The following is a 16,909-nucleotide window of genomic DNA, read 5'->3' on the forward strand; positions in this document are numbered from 1 at the left end:
CAGTTTGAGACAAGTCCAGGACACGATGCCGCTCCGGTTTTTCGGTGGATTTGCAGGGTGGAACCGATCGGAAAGATCTGCAATTCGCCCAAAGGTGAGGCTGTGAGCTTGGTGGACCCTTTACCATGCCGACTGGAGCTGGGATCCTTCTGGATCCTGTTTGTCCGGTGCGTGTAACAGGGAGGCTGAACGTTCAATGTTTATCATCATACATCTTCCGCGGCTGCGAGTCCATACCTATAAAAGACTCTGCCGGCCTCGACAATTGCGTGAGTCTGGCAGTGGAAGCCAGGCCGGGTGGCGCCCCTGATGTCCCGGTGCCGGCGGGTGCCGCTTGAACGCAGGGGCCCAGGCCGGGGCGAAGCGCCCGATCCGGGGGAACAGGGGGCGACGGAATCACCGTTCTCCGGGACCGGCCAGGCGGCGATTCCGGGGCAGGGCTCTCTGAGGGGGCATCCGGGTCGAAAGGCCGCCAGGTAGCTGTCTCCTGCCTGGAGCGAAGGCAGGTTCGCGGATGTGTGGTGCCGGGCCCGTGGGGGCAGAGGCAGGCCGAGGGCGGAAAGAGAAACCCGACAGTCCCGGGCGGTCATTCCCGGTTAGGTCCGAGACGGGCCGGGGTTCACGTGTTGACATGGGCTTGTCGAGTCTTTATATTAAAAAATTCGATTCATATTTGCACCGATTTACATCCATGAAAACGAATGTGGCATTTACTTTGTGAAAATATTCCGTTTCTAGCAAGGCGCAAAAAAAGGAGTCTAGACATGTCCAAGGTACCATCCCCATCGGCCGCCGGATCGGATGGCTGCGTTTTTACCGGGGCGTCGAAGTACGTCCTGGACGAGGAACTGGCCAATATCGTGAACATTTCGATGGCGCTCGAGATGCCCCTGCTTCTCAAGGGCGAACCCGGTACGGGAAAGACGATGCTTGCGCACGCCATCGCCGAATCGCTGAACATGCGGCTGATCGTTTTGAATGTCAAATCCAGCATGAAGCTGGTCGAGGCCCTCTACCAGTACGACACGCTCACCCGGTTGAACGACAGCCGCTTCGGCGATTCCCAGCGCGATGTCAGCAACATCGAAGAGTACATCAAGATGGGAAAGATCGGGCAGGCGTTTGCAGCCGACCAGAAGGTGGTCCTGCTGATCGACGAGATAGACAAGGCGGACACCGACTTTCAGGATGACATGCTCGATGTGCTGGACCAGATGGAATTCGACATCATCGAGATCGACAAGACCGTCAAGGCCAAGAATCGCCCGGTCATCATCATCACTTCCAACGCCAAGAAGGACCTGTCGGATCCCTTCCTGGGCCGCTGCAATTTCCACCATATCGCCTTTCCGGAGCCGGACATGATGCAGAGGATCATCTCGGTGCACTTTCCGGATATCAGCCGGGAGCTTTTGGACCATGCGGTGCGGGCGTTCTATCAGCTGCGGGGCATCCGGGGGACGGAGAAGAAGCCCGCCACCCGGGAGTTGATCAACTGGATAAGAGCCTTGAAATCCGATCCGGAGTTCAATGTCAAGGACCTCGTCAAGGGCGAACTCCCCTACCTGGGCGTCCTTTTCAAAAAAAGCCCGGATTTTACCCTGGCCCGCAGTGCCGTCTCCCGCATGCGGATCTGAGAGGGCCGACGCGGCATCCCTGCCACCTCGAACCGGCCGGTGCCTGATGCGCCGGTGGAGGGGATGGCCTGCGCCCATCGGCCTTGGGCGATAGCGAGGCCCGGCGGCAGCCGAATCAATCCTGGACGGACAGGAGCGTATGTTCACCCAATTTTTCTATTTATTGCGACAGGTGGGGATCCCGGTATCCCCCACCTCCTTTCTGCGGCTGCAGAAGGCCCTTTCAGAGGGGATGATCACCTCCCTGGGGGAGCTTTACACCGCTGCGCGCGCCATCCTGGTCAAGAGCGAGCGTTATTTCGACCTCTATGACCAGGTCTTCGCCCATCATTTCGAAGGGGCGGAGCTCAAGGCGCCGGAGGCGTTCGAACTGGAGGAAATGGCGCGGCTCATGCTCGAGGAGTGGCTCAAGGATCCGAAGGCCATTGCCGATGCGCTCGGGGTCGATGAGTCGAAGCTGAACAAGCTCAGCCCGGAGGAGCTGCTGCAATATTTTCTGGACCGGTTGAAGGAGCAGACCGAGGAGCACCACGGCGGGAGCAAATGGATCGGGACGGGCGGGACCTCGCCGGTCGGCCATTCCGGATACCATCCGGGCGGTATGCGCGTTGGAGGCGTCTCCCGGAATAAATCAGCGATCAAGGTCGCCATGGACCGCCGCTACCGGGACTATTCCCAGGGAGGCCCGTTGACTCAGGCCCAGATCGGGGAGGCCCTGAAGCGGCTGCGCAATTTGATGCCGGCCGGTCCAAAGGACCAGGTGAACGTGGACAAGACGATCTATCAGACCATGCGCAACGCAGGGGAGATCGAAATCGTCTTCGACCGGAGCCTGAAAGACCGCCTCAAGGTCATCCTCGCCATCGACAACGGGGGCTGGTCGATGGACCCGTACATAGCGGTCGTGCAGACCCTCTTCAACTATGCGCGCTCCCAGTTCAAGGAGTTGAAGACCTTCTTCTTCCACAACACCATTTACGACAACCTCTGGGAGGATCCCTCCCGGTACCGCAAATCGTTCCGGGTGGATGAACTGGTCAGGCTGGATCCCGATACCCGTTTCATCATCGTAGGAGACGCCAGCATGGCGCCCTACGAACTCATGGCGACGGACGGCTCGATCCACGTCGAAGAGCGCTCCAACCGGCCGAGCATCGAACGGCTGCGGTTCATCGCCGAGACCTTTCGTTTTTCGGCCTGGCTCAACCCGAAGATGTCCGACGAATGGCCCTACACCCGCTCGATCCACGCCATACGCGAGATATTCCCCATGTTCGAGCTGACCATCGATGGGTTGGAGGAGGCTGTCACTCATCTGATGCGCAAGAACTGACCGGTCCGGACGTCTGACGACCGCCTGGCGCGGCCGAAGTCGGCAGGGTCATGCTCTGCGGGCGCTCGTCCGGCCATGAATCCCCCCTCCTCGATGACCGGCCCGTGAGACCGGGCGGACAGCGGCCGCCGCCTAAAGCCCTGTGCCGGATTCGGCCAGTTGCTGCAATGCGGCAAGGTCGAGGATCTCGATGCGCGGTCCGTTCGAGAGGATCAAACCCCGTTTGCTCATCCGTCCAAGGATGCGGGAAAGCGTCTCGGGGATGGTGCCGAGCAGGGCGGCCAACTGGGATTTGGAGATGTCGAGTTCGAGATCGAGGCTCCCCCGGCTTCTCCGGCTGAGGTAGAGCAGATAGGCCGCCAGCCGGCCCGGGACTTCCTTGAGGGAGAGGTCTTCGATCAGTACGGTGAACACGCGGAGGCGCCTGGCGAGAACGGCCAGCATATCGAGGGCCAGATCGGGATTGCGGCGGATGCAGTCGATGAAGGCCTCCCGTGGAAAAAATAGGAGGGTGCTTTTTTCGATCGCTTCGGCATGGGCCGGGAAACGCTGCCCGGCGAAAACCGGCACCTCCCCGAACGGTTCGCCGGGACCGAAGATGTGCAGGATCTGTTCCTTCCCGTCCCAGGAGATCTTGTAGATCTTGACGCGCCCTTCGACCAGCACAAAGAACCCCAGGCCCGGATCCCCCTCGGAAAAGATGACGCCGCCTTTCTCGAAGACGTCGATCCTCACGATCTGCGCCAATTCCTCCAACTGCCGCGCGGGCAATCCTTCGAACATCGGGATATCCCCGATCGTCCGGGTCAGTTCTGCTGCAGGGGTTTCCATCGTTTGCACGCCGCCTTTGTTGACTTTGGGGGACCGGGTTTCTATACTCGAAATGAAAGGATGGTCCTCGATTTCATGGACGAAAAGGAATACCAGCGCAAATTCCTGAACCTCAAGATCCTCAAGGGCATTCAGGATTATCTCAAATCCGCCGCGGATCCGGACGCCGCCTTGGATTCGGACAGCGCCGTCTACCCGATCAAGGTGCCCCAGGAGTTGCTCTATCAACTGGTCAAATTGCAGGGTGCCGAAGGCGCCGATGAGGCCATCCACCGGATCTTCAGATTGGGCTTGACCTTTTGGAGCGAGCGCCTCTTCGAAGAGAGCTTCGGTACGGCCGAAAGTCTGAAAATGTTCATCGAACTGGTGAAAAGCCGCAACAAGGACTGACGTCGGCCTTTGCACCACCTCTTGCCCGATGCCCGCCTGTCCGGCTCCTTCCAACTCACGGGAAAGCGTCCCTGCTCGAAGGTGTGATCCGGTTCGCCCTCACCGGTATTTCTTCGGATCGATCCCGTACTTCTTGATCTTGTAACCGTAGATCCTTTCAGTCGTCTGAAGGGCCTTGGCGGCCTGCCGCATGTTGCCGCGCGAACTTTTCAGGGCATCGATCAGAAGGTCCCGCTCGAACCGCTCGATGGCGTCCTGCAGCGAATCGGATTGCAGCGTCCCGGTGTCCCTGGCGGTCTGCAGGGTGGGCGGGAGGTGGTAGCTGTGCAGGACCTGGTCGTCGCAGAGAAGGACGGCCCGCTCGATGCAGTTTTCGAGCTCCCGGACATTCCCAGGCCAGTGGTACTGCGTCAGGGCCTCGATGGCGGGGGTCGAGATCCGCTTGATGTCTTTGCTGTACTCCCGGGCGTATTTTTCCAGGAAATAATCGGCCAGGAGCAGGATGTCCGCCTCCCGTTCGCGAAGGGCCGGGAGGTAGATAGGGTAGACGTTGAGGCGGTAGAAGAGATCCTCGCGGAAGGTTCCGGCCTCGACGGCGGTGGCGAGATTCTGGTTGGTGGCGGCGATCAGCCGGATGTTGACCTTGATGACCTTGTTGCCCCCCAGCCTTTCGAGTTCTCTCTCCTGCAGGACGCGCAGGAGCTTTCCCTGGCTTTCGAGGGCCAGAGAGCCGATCTCGTCCAGGAAGATGGTCCCGCCGTGGGCCCGTTCGAACTTGCCGGCCTTCTGCTCGTTCGCCCCCGTAAAGGCCCCTTTCTCGTATCCGAACAGCTCCGCCTCGACAAGGTTGGCGGGCAGGGCGGCGCAGTTGACTTTGATCAACGGCTGCTCGGCTCGAAGACTGTTGTAATGGATGGCGTTGGCAACCAGTTCCTTCCCTGTGCCGCTCTCCCCCAGGAGCAGGACGTTCGCGTTGCTTTTGGCGACCTGGGTGATGAGGTAGAAGACCTCCTGCATCTTCCGGCTGTTGCCGATGATATTGGTGAAGCTGTATTTGCGGTTCAGTTCCTTCCTGAGGAGGATGTTCTCTTCTCGCAGCTGATCGGTTTCCCGGGTGATCTTTTCGAGCAGGCTCACCTTCTGGGCGATCAGGCTGCTGATGATCGTCAGGAGCCGGACGTCTTCGTCGAGCGAGCTCCCTCCGTCAGGCATCCGGTCGACGCTCAGGGCCCCCAGGACCTTGGTCCCGTCGATGACGGGCACACAGAGAAACGCGATCTTGGACTTGTCGATCGCTCGCCTCGCGCCTGTCCGATCCAGGAAGAGGGGCTCTTCGTCCACCTGCGGGATGACCATGGGGCGCCCCGATTCGATCACTCGCCCGGTGATGCCTTCACCCAGGCGATACCGCCCGCGGTTCATCTCCGCCGACGAGATGCCATGGGCGACTTCGATATGGATCTCGGAGGTCTCAGGGTTCAGAAGGGTGATCGAACCCCTGTTCATCCCTAGATATTCGGAAAGCAGATCCAGGACCTTATAGAGGCTCTTGCGCAGATCGAGCGAGGCGTGGATCGCCTTTGTGATTTCATAAAGACAGGTGATCTTATCCAGATGGGTCGCTTCGTCCATGGAAGAAATGCCTCGCAGCGCAGTCAGGATAGGCTGAACGGATATAAAACCAAATTATACAAAAATGTAGTCGGCGTGGCAAATGAAATCGGTGCGATGGTCGGCCCCGAAAGCGCCTGGTGATGGGCGTTTCGCCCGCTCGGCGACAGGCCTTCGAGGATGCCGGTGGAAAGCCGCAGCGCATCGGCTGCTGCCTGCTGCACCGTTCGGAATCGGCGAGGGGATTGGGCCGTTTGTTCGATTCATTCGCCCGTACCCGGGAGGCGGCCCTGAGGGTTTGTCGGATGGGATTCCCTTGGAGGGTGAGGCGAACCGGATAGCTGAGGCGCCGCGGAGCGGCGGCCGGTCACGCGGCCGGGTTCTGCCTTGGGTGGCCTATTGGCGGGGTATTTCGTAGGTGTCTACGTGCGTCTTCAACCACTCGGCAAGACGTTCATGGGTATCGAGCGCCAGGTTTTTGTTCAGGATGGTGACATCCGTGCGACCCGCTTTCCGATCGTGAATAACCATGACACGGGTTGCCAACTGATCCGGCAGACCGATCGCCGCCCAGTTTTCGAAGTCGAAGATCGACACGAACTTGTCCACTTCTCTTTCCGTGATCATATAGGGTCCTCCTTTCTCTAGCAATGATGGCTTCCGGCATGGATGCCGCTTTCAATTCCCGCCCCATCAAGGCCGGCGTCCGATGCACGGCCATCATGGGGCGGGTTTGCGCGTTTCAAGTCCGGGCGGCTGGTTCTACCCGGGGGATGCGGATCGGGTCCGAAAGGCCCCTGGAGAGGCAGGATCGGGAACTTGGCCTGCCTTCCAGGGCGCGGTTACCACTTGACGATGAGGTCGACCTGCAGAAGGTCCTGCTTTTTCACGGGGTCGACGGCATCGATGGGTTCGACATCGAAGTAGTAATCCAGGCCGATCGTGACATTCTTCGCGAGGCCGAAGACGAACTCGACCTCATGCCCCTCGGCATTGGTCGCTCCGCCGTAAAAATCGCTGTCCGGCAGGAAGTCCGGCCAAGCATCCCTTTCCAGTTTGCGGTAATTGTACTTGAGCTGCCAATCGGCGAAGGCTTTGACCTTTTTTGCGCCCATCTTGGCGCCGAACAGATAACCGGTGTCATCCTTGTCGGCGTCCGATTGGACATACTGACCGAAGAGTGCCGCCATTTGGACCGGTCCGCCGAAATGGAAGCCCAATTCACCGTCCACGGTCCAGGCATCGTAATCGTAGATCAGTTTGCCGTTCTTATCGACCGAGTTGCTTTTCGCGCTGTGGACGAAATTGTTCCCCTTGAGGGCATCGAATTTATAGAAAGAGGGGGCGACCTTCACATAGGCTGCCTCGGTGAAGCTGTACTGGGCCCCGGCCTGCAAGGCAAGCATCCACGGGTCGCTGGTGTCCGCCTTGTATTCGTCGAGGATGAACCAGGCAGGGACGAAGAAGAGCTTCACACGGCCGTCCTGCATGCTGTGTTTGAGGGATGCGGCGAAACCGTCCGGATTGATGTCCCCGTCCCACAGGAGGTCCTTGGCGCCCCAGAGCGGGTTCTTGAACTTGCCGCCCAGCAGATCGACCCATTCGGCCGGGGCGTACTTGACGAAGGCGTAGTCGATCCGTGCATCCGGGGTCTGGAAGGTGTCCTCGAAGGTCTGGTTGGTGGAGCGCGGGTCATCGCTGCCGGAGGCCAGTCCGAAGCCGGCCGTCCACTGCTCGTTCACCTCCGCCTCGAGGCCTACCCGCCAGCGGAAGCGCCAGCGGTCGCGGCTGGGGCTGTTGTCGTTGTCCATGTCCTCGCTCTGATAACGGAGGCGCAGGTCGCCCTTGAAGTTGATTTTTTCCACCCACTTGGGCAGTTCCACGAGCTTCCCCTTGGTTTCTTCCTTGGCGGCTTCCTGCGCCACCTGCTGGATCTCGGCCTTCTGGCGTTCCGTCTCGCCCTGCATCTCCGAGAGCAGCTGGCCCGCCTCGTCGCGTGTCAGCAGCCCTTTCTCGACGAGTTTGTTGACCAGGATATCCACTTCAGCCGCATACGCTGGTCCGGAAAATACCGAGGCCAGAAAGAACGTACAGACAGCCAGTAAAAGGAATCGTTTTCTCAAGTCCAATGCATCTCCTTGATTTGAATGATAACGTTCACAACCCTCTCCCCCTGTTTCTTCCTCCGCAGCCGATTCTGCCTTCACCTCCTCCCCCGGATGATTGTTTTCTGATAGGGCACTATCCCCCGGGGATATTTGGAAAGCATGATCAAAGCATGAGATTTTGATGAGCGGGAAAGCCTCGCCTGATTGTCGAGGGCGCATCGCCTTGCGGTCGTTGGACCCGGAAACGCCCTGCCAATTTTCGCGGAATATGCTATAATATGAACAAATCAGCAGAGAGCGCCGGCGGCCGCTTTGCAAACGGACAACTCCTTCTTTCGAACAGCGGCGGCCGGTCACGAAGGCGTGAAAACGTAAAGACGCTTCCAGGGTGTGTCCGGTTTGGAAGGTGCGGGCAGCGATGGGATATCTCAAAGGACTCCAACCCTATCTGGAGAAGAACTACGAGCGGTCGATCTTCGATGCGGCCGCGCAATCCCGCAAACCCTGGGAATTGCACATCCATGGGCATCGCGTAATTGCGTGCAAAATCTACAAGAACCTGAAATACGATATCCTCTCCTCCCAGCCTGGCGGGGGGGAGATGCACCTGTCCAAGCTTCAGATCAAGTTGCTCTATCCGCTCGAGGTCGCTTCCAGGGTCAGGGGGATGATCCGGATCGACGAGGAGGTTCGATCGATGAATCTTGATCCGATCCTGGCAGCGGGCGCCCGCCGTTTCGTCAAGAACAAGAGTCTGTTTCCCCTGATGATGTCGAGAGAAGTGGTGTTTTTCACCCTGCTCGAGGGCGAGGTGATCCGGGGGATCATCGCCGACTTCAGCCGTTACGACATCACGGTGCATTTGAAGGGCGGCGTTCCGATCGCGATCCTCCGGCACGCGATCTACGACCTGAAAAACAGGCGGGGGAGGTCCTTTCTCAAGGACTTTCAAGAGGAGCAGCGGGATTGGGAGAAGAGCGATCTTTACGTGCCATAGGGGCCCGGAGCGCCATCGTGCTTCGAAAACGGGCAGGCGCGGGCCTCGGGGCGAGGAGGTTTAAAGGCAGGGATGAAGATCAGAGCCAACGATATAACGATCCGATACAGCCTCGAGGGACCCCCCGAAGCGCCCTTGGTGACGATGAGCCATTCTTTGGGGACCAGCCTTGAACTCTGGGAGCCGCAGGTCCAGGCGCTGAAGAGCCGCTATCGGGTTCTGCGCTTCGACACACGGGGCCATGGCGGCACCGATGCCCCGCCGGGCCCTTACAGCCTGGAGATGCTGGCAAGCGACATCTTTGAACTGCTGGGCGTCCTGGGTCTGGGGCCAACGCACTTTATGGGGATCTCCATGGGGGGGATGATCGGCCAGACGCTGGCTTTGCTGCATCCGGAGGCGTTGAAAAGCCTGATCCTCTGTGACACGACGAGCCGGGTTCCCCCCGAGGCTGCGCCCGTCTGGGAGGAGCGCATCGAGGCCACGCTTCGGGAAGGGTTGGCTCAGCACGTGGAGCCGACTCTGGAAAGATGGTTCACCCCGCGCTTCCGTGATGAGCACCCGGAGCTCGTGGAGCCCGTGCGCCGCATGATCCTGGACACTCCGCCGGAAGGATACGCAGGCTGCTGTCATGCCATCCGGCGGCTCGATTTGACCGAGGCGTTGGGTCGGATCGCTCTTCCGGTGCTGATCGTCGTCGGCGAAGACGACCCCGGCACGCCGGTCTCCGAGTCGGAGGTCCTGCATGAGCGGATACCAGACTCCCGGCTCGTGGTGTTGAAGTCCGCAGCCCATCTTTCCAACCGGGAGCAGCCGGCTGCCTTCAACCGGGCCGTCATGGAATTTCTGGGCGATCTGGAGGGCGCCCGGCAGGGATCCGAAGGGCGATCATATGAACCGCTCGACGTCTGATGGGGGTTTCACGCCCGAGTCATCGACCATGCAGGAGACCTTGACGATCCACGTGGACGATGAAGCGCTTCGGATCCGGGATCGCAGAGGCCGGGGGGTGGATTTGGAACCCCTGGAGGCCCTGATGCTTCTGGATATCCTGAGGGCCGAAGAGGCGCGTCTGAGGGCTGCTGCGGATGCGGCCTGCCCGCTGCCTTTCCGGGTCGCCGTCTCGGGGCAATCGGATGAGCCGGGGACTGTGCGCTGACCTCCTTCAGCACCGAAGAGCTCTGGAAGAATCCGCCGGAAAGGCGGGCCGCCGCCAATTTGTGACGCTCAACGTTTCCCGCCGCGAGTGACCAAGCGTTTCTTCCGGGTGCCTCAGCGGCCGGAAAAGGCGCGGGGCGGCGCGCCCTTCCAGTCAGCGTCGATCCGACCGCCGGGATGACTCGCCTGAAAGGCCCTCTCCAGGGATCAGCAGGGGTTGTCACCCGGCTGGAAGTTGTTCCTCTGGTGGCGGGAGATCTCCCCCTCGATCATGTAGATGACCTCTTCGGCGATGTTCGTGGCATGGTCCGCGATCCGCTCGAGATGACGCGCCACCAGAAGCATGTTGATCAGGTAGGCGACGCGGTCGGGGTGAAGCATGATGGTGTCTTTGACCTTGTCGTAGATCCGCCGGTTCATTTCATCCACCTCATCGTCCATGAGGCACACCTTGTAAGCCAGATCGACGTCCATGTTGACCAGTGCGTCCAGGCTGCTCTTGACCATGCTCTCCGCCTTTTCGGTCATCCGGCTGTAGTCGAAGGGCACGTTCAGGGGCGGGCGCTTCGCAATGTTGACCACCCGCTCCGCGATGTTGACCGCCTCGTCGCCGATCCTCTCGAGATCGTTGTTGATCTTGATGACCGCCGTGATGAAGCGCAGGTCCACGGCGACCGGCTGGTGCAGGGCGAGGATCTTGAGGCATTCCTCCTCCACTTCGACCTCGATCTCGTCCACTTCCCGGTCCGCTTTGATGATCTCTCGCGCCAGATCCCCGTCCCGGGTTTCGATGGCCTGGATGGCCATGCGGACCCGGTCCTCCACGAGGGCCCCCAGGGTGAGGATCCGCTTTTTCAGATGTGCCAGTTCACGCTGAAAGTGCCTCATCGCCCTTCCTTTCGATCGGGTTGAATGGCCGCCGAAAAACGCCCTCCCGGTGCGTCTCGCTCATCCCTTCGCTGCCGTGTGCTCACGGGCACACAGGGTTTCGCGGGATGTTGCGGGGTTCGAATCCGAACATTTTCCTCGGCCTGTGAGCAGTGGGTTTTTCGACGCCCTGTCAACCGAAACGGCCAGTGATGTAATCGGAGGTCTGCTTCAGTTTGGGACGGGTGAAGATGTTTTTGGTTTCGCCGAACTCGATCAGACGGCCCATGTAAAAGAAGGCGGTGCGGTCCGAGATCCTCGCGGCCTGCTGCATGTTGTGGGTGACGATGATGATCGTGTAGTCCCGCTTCAGTTCGTGGACCAGTTCTTCGATCTTCTGGGTTGCAATCGGGTCCAGGGCCGATGCGGGTTCATCCATGAGGAGGACCTCGGGTTCGACGGCCATGGCGCGCGCGATGCAGAGGCGCTGCTGTTGCCCGCCCGAAAGCCCCAGGGCGGATTCGTTCAGACGGTCCTTGACCTCGTCCCAGAGCGCGGCCCCTTTGAGGCTCTTCTCCACCGCCTCGGAGATCGTTATGCGGTTTTTGACGCCTTTGACCCGGAGGCCGTAGGCCACGTTTTCGAAGATCGTTTTCGGGAAGGGGTTCGGCTTCTGGAACACCATCCCGATGCGCCGGCGGAGGCTGACGACATCGAGATCCGGGTGGTAGATGTCCTGACGGTCGAGCAGGATCTCCCCTTCGACCCTCGAAGAGGGAATCAGGTCGTTCATGCGGTTCAGGCATCGCAGAAGGGTGCTTTTCCCGCACCCCGAGGGACCGATCAGGGCGGCCACCTGGTTGCTGAAAAAGTCCAGGTCGATGTGTTGCAGGGCGTGGAACGGGCCGTAGTAAAAATCGAGGCCGCGAACCTGCATCTTGACCTCTTCCTCGATGCCGGCATCCGGATCGGCGGCGGTGTTCTCGTTCGCGGCGGGGATCGTGGACATTCGGGTCACCTCTTCCTTTGGAGTCTTGCGCGGTAGATGATCGCCACCAGGTTCAGGCCCAGGACGAGGGTGATCAGAACGAGGGCCGTCCCATACTGAAGCGGGCGGGTCTGCTCGATTTCCGTCCCCGCGGTGGCCAGGACGTAGATGTGGTAGGGGAGGGCCATGATCTCGTCGAAGACCGAAGAGGGCATCGACGGAGTGAAAAAGACGGCCGCGGTGAACATGATCGGGGCGGTTTCACCCGCAGCCCGGCTGAGGCCCAGGATGGCTCCGGTCAATATGCCCGGCAGGGCCGCCGGCAGCACGACCTTCGATATGGTCTGCCACTTGGTGGCACCGAGCCCCAGGGACGCCTCCCGGTAGGTCTGGGGAACGGCCTTGAGGGCTTCTTCCGCCGATCCGATGATGACCGGCAGGGTCAGGGCCGCCAGCGTCAGAGAGCCGGCCAGGATGCTGACGCCCATCTTGAGATAGACGACGAAAAAGGCGAGCCCGAAGAGGCCGAAGACGACCGACGGAACCCCGGCCAGGTTGTTGATTCCCAGGCGGATGATCCGCATCGCCCGTCCGGGTTTGGCGTATTCATGCAGGTAGATGGCCGAGGCGACGCCGATTGGAAGGGCGATCACGATGGCGCCGACGCTGAGGCAGAGGGTGCCGACGATGCAGGGGAGGATGCCGCCCCGCGTCATCGAATCGATGGGCGGCTGCGTGAGGAAGGTCCAGTTGATGGCCTTCCAGCCGTTTTTGACCAGGAAGAAGACCACCACGAGCAGCGCGAGGCCGTTGATCAGGGCGGCGCCGCGAAAGAGCCAGAACATGGTGCTCTGGACGAATCGTCTCTTCAGGGACAGGCGGCTGTCGGCCCGGGGGTCCAAGGTTGTTCCGGGATGTTTCTGCATCAAAGTGTCGCGGCTCCGGTCTGTTTGTAGCGATGGGCGACATGGTCGGCGATCAGGTTGAAAAGGAGCGTGAACAGGAAAAGGACGACGCCGGTCGCAAACAGGGCATAGTAATGGTCGCCCCGGAACGGGGCCTCGGCCATCTCGGCCGCGATGCTGGCGGGCATGGGCCGCACGGGGTCGAAAAGGGAGGTCGGGATCATGGCCGCCCCGCCGGCAACCATCAGGACCACCATAGTTTCCCCGATCGCCCGCGACATTCCTAGGATCACCGCCGTGGATATCCCTGAGAGGGAGGCGGGGATGATCACCCGGGCGATGGTCTCCCAGCGGGTGGCACCCAGGGCCAGGGAGGCCTCCTTGAGTTCACGGGGCACGCTGAAGATGGCGTCCTCCGAGATGCTGCAGATGGTCGGCACCGACATGAAGGCCAGCATCAGGGAGGCGTTGAACAGATTGAGGCCTGTCGGGAGATTGAAGGTGTTCTGCAGGAACGGGGCGACGATCACCATCCCGAAAAAACCGATGACGACGGAGGGGAGCGCTGCGAGCAGTTCGACGATGGGCTTGACCCACTGCCTCAGACGGTGCGAGGCCGATTCGGCCAGATAGAGCGCCGTCATGACACCGAGGGGGATGGAGATGGCCGAGGCGACCAGGGTCACCGAAAGGGACGCGAGGATGAGGGGAAAGATCCCGAAATCCGGCGGATCCGATGTCGGGTACCAGTACCGCCCGAAAAGAAAATCGGACACCGGTACATCGCGGAAAAGCGGCACGCCCTCGGCGAAGAGAAACAGCATGATGAAGGACAGCGTGGCGATGGAGGCGAGTGCGGTCAGAAAGAAGAAGACACGGATCGCACGTTCTTTGCGCTGCCTGGCAGAACCGGTGTGGCTGGGATCGGGCTTTGCCATCATAGGGGAACCGTTCATACTGCAGATCGCGGCGGTAGGTCGATTTCACCAATGGGGCCGCATCGTCCGAAGAGAAGCGGCACAGGACGCACCCCAAACCGGTGCGTCCTGCCGCCGTGTCAGATGATGGTGCATTCGGGCCGGTCAATAAAGCGGAACGAACCCGGCATCTTTGACGTATTTCTGTCCCTTTTCGGGATGCAGGACGAAATTGATGAAGTCGAGGGTGTCGCCCACAGGCCATCCCTGGGTAAACATGTAAAGGGCGCGGCTGATCGGATAGGTCCCGTTCAGGGTGCTTTCGGGTGTGCCGGCGACGCGGTCGACCATCAGGGCCTTGACGCTTCCGTCGATGTATCCGATGCCGATGTATCCGATGGCGTTCGGGTTTTTGGAGACCGCCTGGACGATGGCGCCGTTCGAGGCCTGCAGCAGGGCGGCGGGAAAGACCCGCTCCTTTTGCATGACCTTTTCTTCCCAGACCTCGTAGGTGCCCGACGAGGTGTCGCGGGAGATGACGACGATCGGCCGGTCGGGGCCGCCGATTTCACGCCAGTTCTTGATCTTGCCCATATAGATGTCCTTGAGCTGCATGAGGGTGATGTTGGCGATGGGGTTGCCAGTGTGCACCACGGGGACGATGCAGTCATAGGCCACCGCGAAGGGAACCGGGTAACGGCCCTTTTCCACGGCGAGCTTGACTTCTTTGTCCTTGATGAACCGGGAGCTGTTGGCGATGTCGGTGGACCCGTCGATCAGGGCCTTGATCCCGTTGCCGGACCCGCCCCCGGACAGGGAGATTTTCACGTCCGGGAACTGCTGCATGTACGCCTCGGACACCTTCTGGGCGACGGGCAGGACGGTGGTGGATCCCTTGATGGTGATGCTGCCGGCCCATGCGGATCCCGCTATGAGGCAAAAAACTGCCAAAAAACTCAAAATGATCACGATTTTCTGTCGCATGAATGGTCCTCCTGAAATGGGATATCGCTCCTGTGTCCTCATCGACGGCGCGGCCTCTTTGCCGCTTCCGGGATCAGGCGGCTGGCCCGGGCATCCGCCGCCGCCCTCCGCCTCGAGGGGCGGCGGCAGGCACGTCGGATATTCGTTCGGCTTGAAGGTCGCCGTCCCCTGAACCGCCGCCGGGGAGCATCCGTTGGTTTTTTGAAACGCTTTGTACCGGGAGCCTGCCCGCAATCGGACGATCACCCCGTATTCAAAGCCAGATATGTTAGAATTCGGTTAGCATTGGGTTAGGATTTCGTGGGAGGCCTGTTCCGCATCTCCCGTACCCCCTTTCAGTTTCGTTGCCTCCAAACGGTCTCAGAAATAAGTTTGGCCTGGGGGGAGCCCCAGGCCCTGTCCTTCCAGGGCGAGGTGTGTTGATTTGGGTGAACCCGGCCAGGAAAGAGTGATGATGGGAAAGACAATGCGTGTGCGGTGTTCGACCCGTGTTAGCCGAAGATTAAAATTCGATGAAGGCGGCACATCATGGAGAAAAATGCTGAGGGCGGATAAACCTGGACGTTGCTCCGTCGAGTGGATGCCGCAAGGGCGGGAGCCGTCATTGGTCCGGGTCCGAAGGCTGGCAGGCTTGAACTCGAGGCTGTGCGTCTCTCTCCGGCCCGGAGAGAGATGCCCGTTTGCCGGGCAGTGAAGGCCGAACTCCGCGGCGGGGTCCGCAAGAGACGGCTAAAGGTATCGGACTTTGACCATATTGGTCGAACCGGGCACCCATACCGGATGACCGGCCGTGATGACCACCAGGTCCTTTTCCCTGACGTTGCCTGAATCGAGCGCCGCAGCGGCGGCCTTGTCGAACATGTCGTCGGTGTCGGAAGGCCTTGCGACCAGGATCGGGAGGCAGCCCCAGCAGAGGGTGAGTCTCCTGACGGTCTCCTCGGAGGGGGAGACCGCGATCAGGTGGTTTCTGGGGCGGAAACTCGAGATGAGGCGTGCGGTCTGGCCGGACCGGGTAGGTGCGATGATGGCAGCGGCATGCAGCCGTTCGGCCAGGGTGCAGGAGGCATGGGCCACCGCTTCCGGGATGTCGCCGCCTACCGGGCGCTCCAGGTACCTGGCATGGGGAAAGTGGATTTCGGTCTGTTGAAGGATCTGCGCCATGAACCGGACCGCTTCCACTGGATATCGTCCGCTGGCCGTTTCCTCCGAGAGCATGACCGCATCCGTCCCGTCCAGCACCGCATTGGCCACATCCGTCGCTTCGGCCCGTGTCGGACGGGGCGAGTCGACCATGGACCGCAGCATCTGGGTGGCGGTGATGACCGGTTTTCCCAGACGGTTGGCCTTTTCGATGATCTCTTTCTGGATCATGGGGACTTCATAGAGCGGGATTTCCACCCCCAAATCCCCGCGCGCTACCATGACCCCGTCGGCCGCCCGCAGGATTTCGTCGATGCGCTGAACGGCCTCGTGCTTTTCGATCTTGGCGATCACAGGCGTGTCCTTGCCGGCCTGGGCGATCATCTCCCTGACCTGGTCGATCTCCTGCCGGCTCCGGACGAAGGAAAGGGCGACACAGTCGACCTCCTGCTCCAGCCCGAAGCGGAGGTCGTGTTTGTCCTTTGCGGTGATGGACGGCGTGCTGATGGTTCGGGAGGGGAGATTGACGCCCTTGTGCGAGGTCAGGATGCCTCCGGTGATGACCTCGCAGATGATTCGTGGGGGAACGACCTCCAGAACCTTGAGTTCGAGAAAGCCGTCGGCCAGCAGAATCCGGTCCCCGGGCTTCGCTTCGTCGGGCAGGGTGGGGTAGGAGATGGACACCTGGACAGCCGTTCCGTCGATCTTTTCGGAGGTGAGGATGAAGCGCTGGCCGGCCTTCAGGGTGATGCCGGGGTCCGGGATCCTGCCGACGCGGATCTTCGGTCCACCGAGGTCCTGCAGGATTCCGACGGGCTTCTTCAGTTCAGCGGATAAAGCGCGGAGGGCCTTGATCTTGGCGGCATGGTCCCTGTGGGTCCCATGCGAGAAATTCAGCCTGGCGACGCTCATGCCATTCAGAAGAAGGGCTCTCAGGATCTCGGGCGATTCGCTGGCCGGACCGATGGTGCAGACGATCTTGGTCTTCGGAAAGGGCATCGGAGTTCCTTTCTTCGACGGATCACGCGGGCCGATGCTGCGGC

At 60.6% G+C, this 16,909-nt stretch carries 16 protein-coding genes; 6 read left to right on the forward strand and 10 right to left on the reverse strand.

All coding sequences use genetic code 11. The features are described 5' to 3' along the window. Positions 1–764 precede the first annotated feature (764 nt). Positions 765–1,637, forward strand: coding sequence for an AAA family ATPase (locus tag H567_RS0103390; protein WP_035253284.1), 873 nt, complete (start codon positions 765–767; stop codon positions 1,635–1,637). A 139-nt stretch (positions 1,638–1,776) separates the two neighbouring features. After that, complete coding sequence (locus tag H567_RS0103395; RefSeq protein ID WP_028320316.1) at positions 1,777–2,970, forward strand: vWA domain-containing protein; 1,194 nt, start codon at positions 1,777–1,779, stop codon at positions 2,968–2,970. A 132-nt stretch (positions 2,971–3,102) separates the two neighbouring features. Here H567_RS0103395 and H567_RS0103400 read toward each other — a convergent pair whose 3' ends face one another. Beyond that, positions 3,103–3,801, reverse strand: a complete 699-nt coding sequence (locus H567_RS0103400) for a Crp/Fnr family transcriptional regulator (RefSeq protein WP_035253285.1) — start codon at positions 3,799–3,801, stop codon at positions 3,103–3,105. Positions 3,802–3,876: 75 nt separating this feature from the next. Between H567_RS0103400 and H567_RS0103405 the strand changes: the two genes are divergently transcribed. Beyond that, the gene (locus tag H567_RS0103405; protein ID WP_153306033.1) at positions 3,877–4,191 is read left to right on the forward strand and encodes a hypothetical protein; all 315 of its coding nucleotides are present in this window, start codon (positions 3,877–3,879) and stop codon (positions 4,189–4,191) included. A 99-nt stretch (positions 4,192–4,290) separates the two neighbouring features. Here the strand turns inward: H567_RS0103405 and H567_RS0103410 are convergent, their stop codons facing one another. The 3 genes from H567_RS0103410 to H567_RS0103420 form a co-directional block, all read right to left on the reverse strand. Beyond that, complete coding sequence (locus H567_RS0103410) at positions 4,291–5,823, reverse strand: sigma-54 interaction domain-containing protein (protein WP_028320319.1); 1,533 nt, start codon at positions 5,821–5,823, stop codon at positions 4,291–4,293. Between the two features lie 375 nt (positions 5,824–6,198). After that, positions 6,199–6,429 (reverse strand): hypothetical protein, encoded by a 231-nt coding sequence (locus tag H567_RS0103415; protein WP_028320320.1) that lies wholly within the window; start codon positions 6,427–6,429, stop codon positions 6,199–6,201. 215 nt (positions 6,430–6,644) lie between these two features. Beyond that, on the reverse strand, positions 6,645–7,925 hold the full coding sequence (locus H567_RS0103420) for a putative porin (RefSeq protein ID WP_161626557.1): 1,281 nt from the start codon (positions 7,923–7,925) through the stop codon (positions 6,645–6,647). A 403-nt stretch (positions 7,926–8,328) separates the two neighbouring features. On the opposite strand from H567_RS0103420, the gene H567_RS0103425 reads away from it, so the two are divergent. From H567_RS0103425 to H567_RS0103435, 3 genes are all read left to right on the forward strand, one after another. Beyond that, a complete protein-coding gene (locus H567_RS0103425) occupies positions 8,329–8,907 on the forward strand; it encodes a hypothetical protein (RefSeq protein ID WP_028320322.1) in 579 nt (192 codons plus the stop codon). A gap of 72 nt (positions 8,908–8,979) precedes the next feature. Next, entirely contained in the window at positions 8,980–9,819 is an 840-nt protein-coding gene (gene pcaD / locus H567_RS0103430) for a 3-oxoadipate enol-lactonase (protein ID WP_028320323.1), read from the forward strand. Next, positions 9,800–10,066: a hypothetical protein gene (locus tag H567_RS0103435; protein WP_028320324.1), complete on the forward strand. Its 267-nt coding sequence runs from the start codon at positions 9,800–9,802 to the stop codon at positions 10,064–10,066. The genes pcaD and H567_RS0103435 overlap by 20 nt, the downstream gene beginning before the upstream one ends. A 206-nt stretch (positions 10,067–10,272) precedes the next feature. On the opposite strand, the gene phoU is transcribed toward H567_RS0103435, so the two are convergent. The 6 genes from phoU to pyk form a co-directional block, all read right to left on the reverse strand. Then, positions 10,273–10,953 (reverse strand): phosphate signaling complex protein PhoU, encoded by a 681-nt coding sequence (gene phoU, locus H567_RS0103440; protein ID WP_028320325.1) that lies wholly within the window; start codon positions 10,951–10,953, stop codon positions 10,273–10,275. 172 nt (positions 10,954–11,125) lie between these two features. Then, entirely contained in the window at positions 11,126–11,869 is a 744-nt protein-coding gene (gene pstB / locus H567_RS0103445; RefSeq protein ID WP_353743095.1) for a phosphate ABC transporter ATP-binding protein PstB, read from the reverse strand. A gap of 77 nt (positions 11,870–11,946) precedes the next feature. Further along, on the reverse strand, positions 11,947–12,765 hold the full coding sequence (gene pstA / locus H567_RS0103450) for a phosphate ABC transporter permease PstA (protein WP_435051119.1): 819 nt from the start codon (positions 12,763–12,765) through the stop codon (positions 11,947–11,949). Positions 12,766–12,845: 80 nt separating this feature from the next. Further along, positions 12,846–13,766 (reverse strand): phosphate ABC transporter permease subunit PstC, encoded by a 921-nt coding sequence (gene pstC, locus H567_RS0103455; RefSeq protein WP_084516823.1) that lies wholly within the window; start codon positions 13,764–13,766, stop codon positions 12,846–12,848. A gap of 141 nt (positions 13,767–13,907) precedes the next feature. Next, a complete protein-coding gene (locus tag H567_RS0103460; RefSeq protein ID WP_028320329.1) occupies positions 13,908–14,726 on the reverse strand; it encodes a phosphate ABC transporter substrate-binding protein in 819 nt (272 codons plus the stop codon). Between the two features lie 729 nt (positions 14,727–15,455). Then, positions 15,456–16,865, reverse strand: coding sequence for a pyruvate kinase (gene pyk, locus H567_RS0103465; protein WP_028320330.1), 1,410 nt, complete (start codon positions 16,863–16,865; stop codon positions 15,456–15,458). Positions 16,866–16,909: the final 44 nt, after the last annotated feature.

Origin of the sequence: Desulfatiglans anilini DSM 4660 (genome assembly GCF_000422285.1) — a bacterium.
Lineage (GTDB): Bacteria > Desulfobacterota > DSM-4660 > Desulfatiglandales > Desulfatiglandaceae > Desulfatiglans > Desulfatiglans anilini.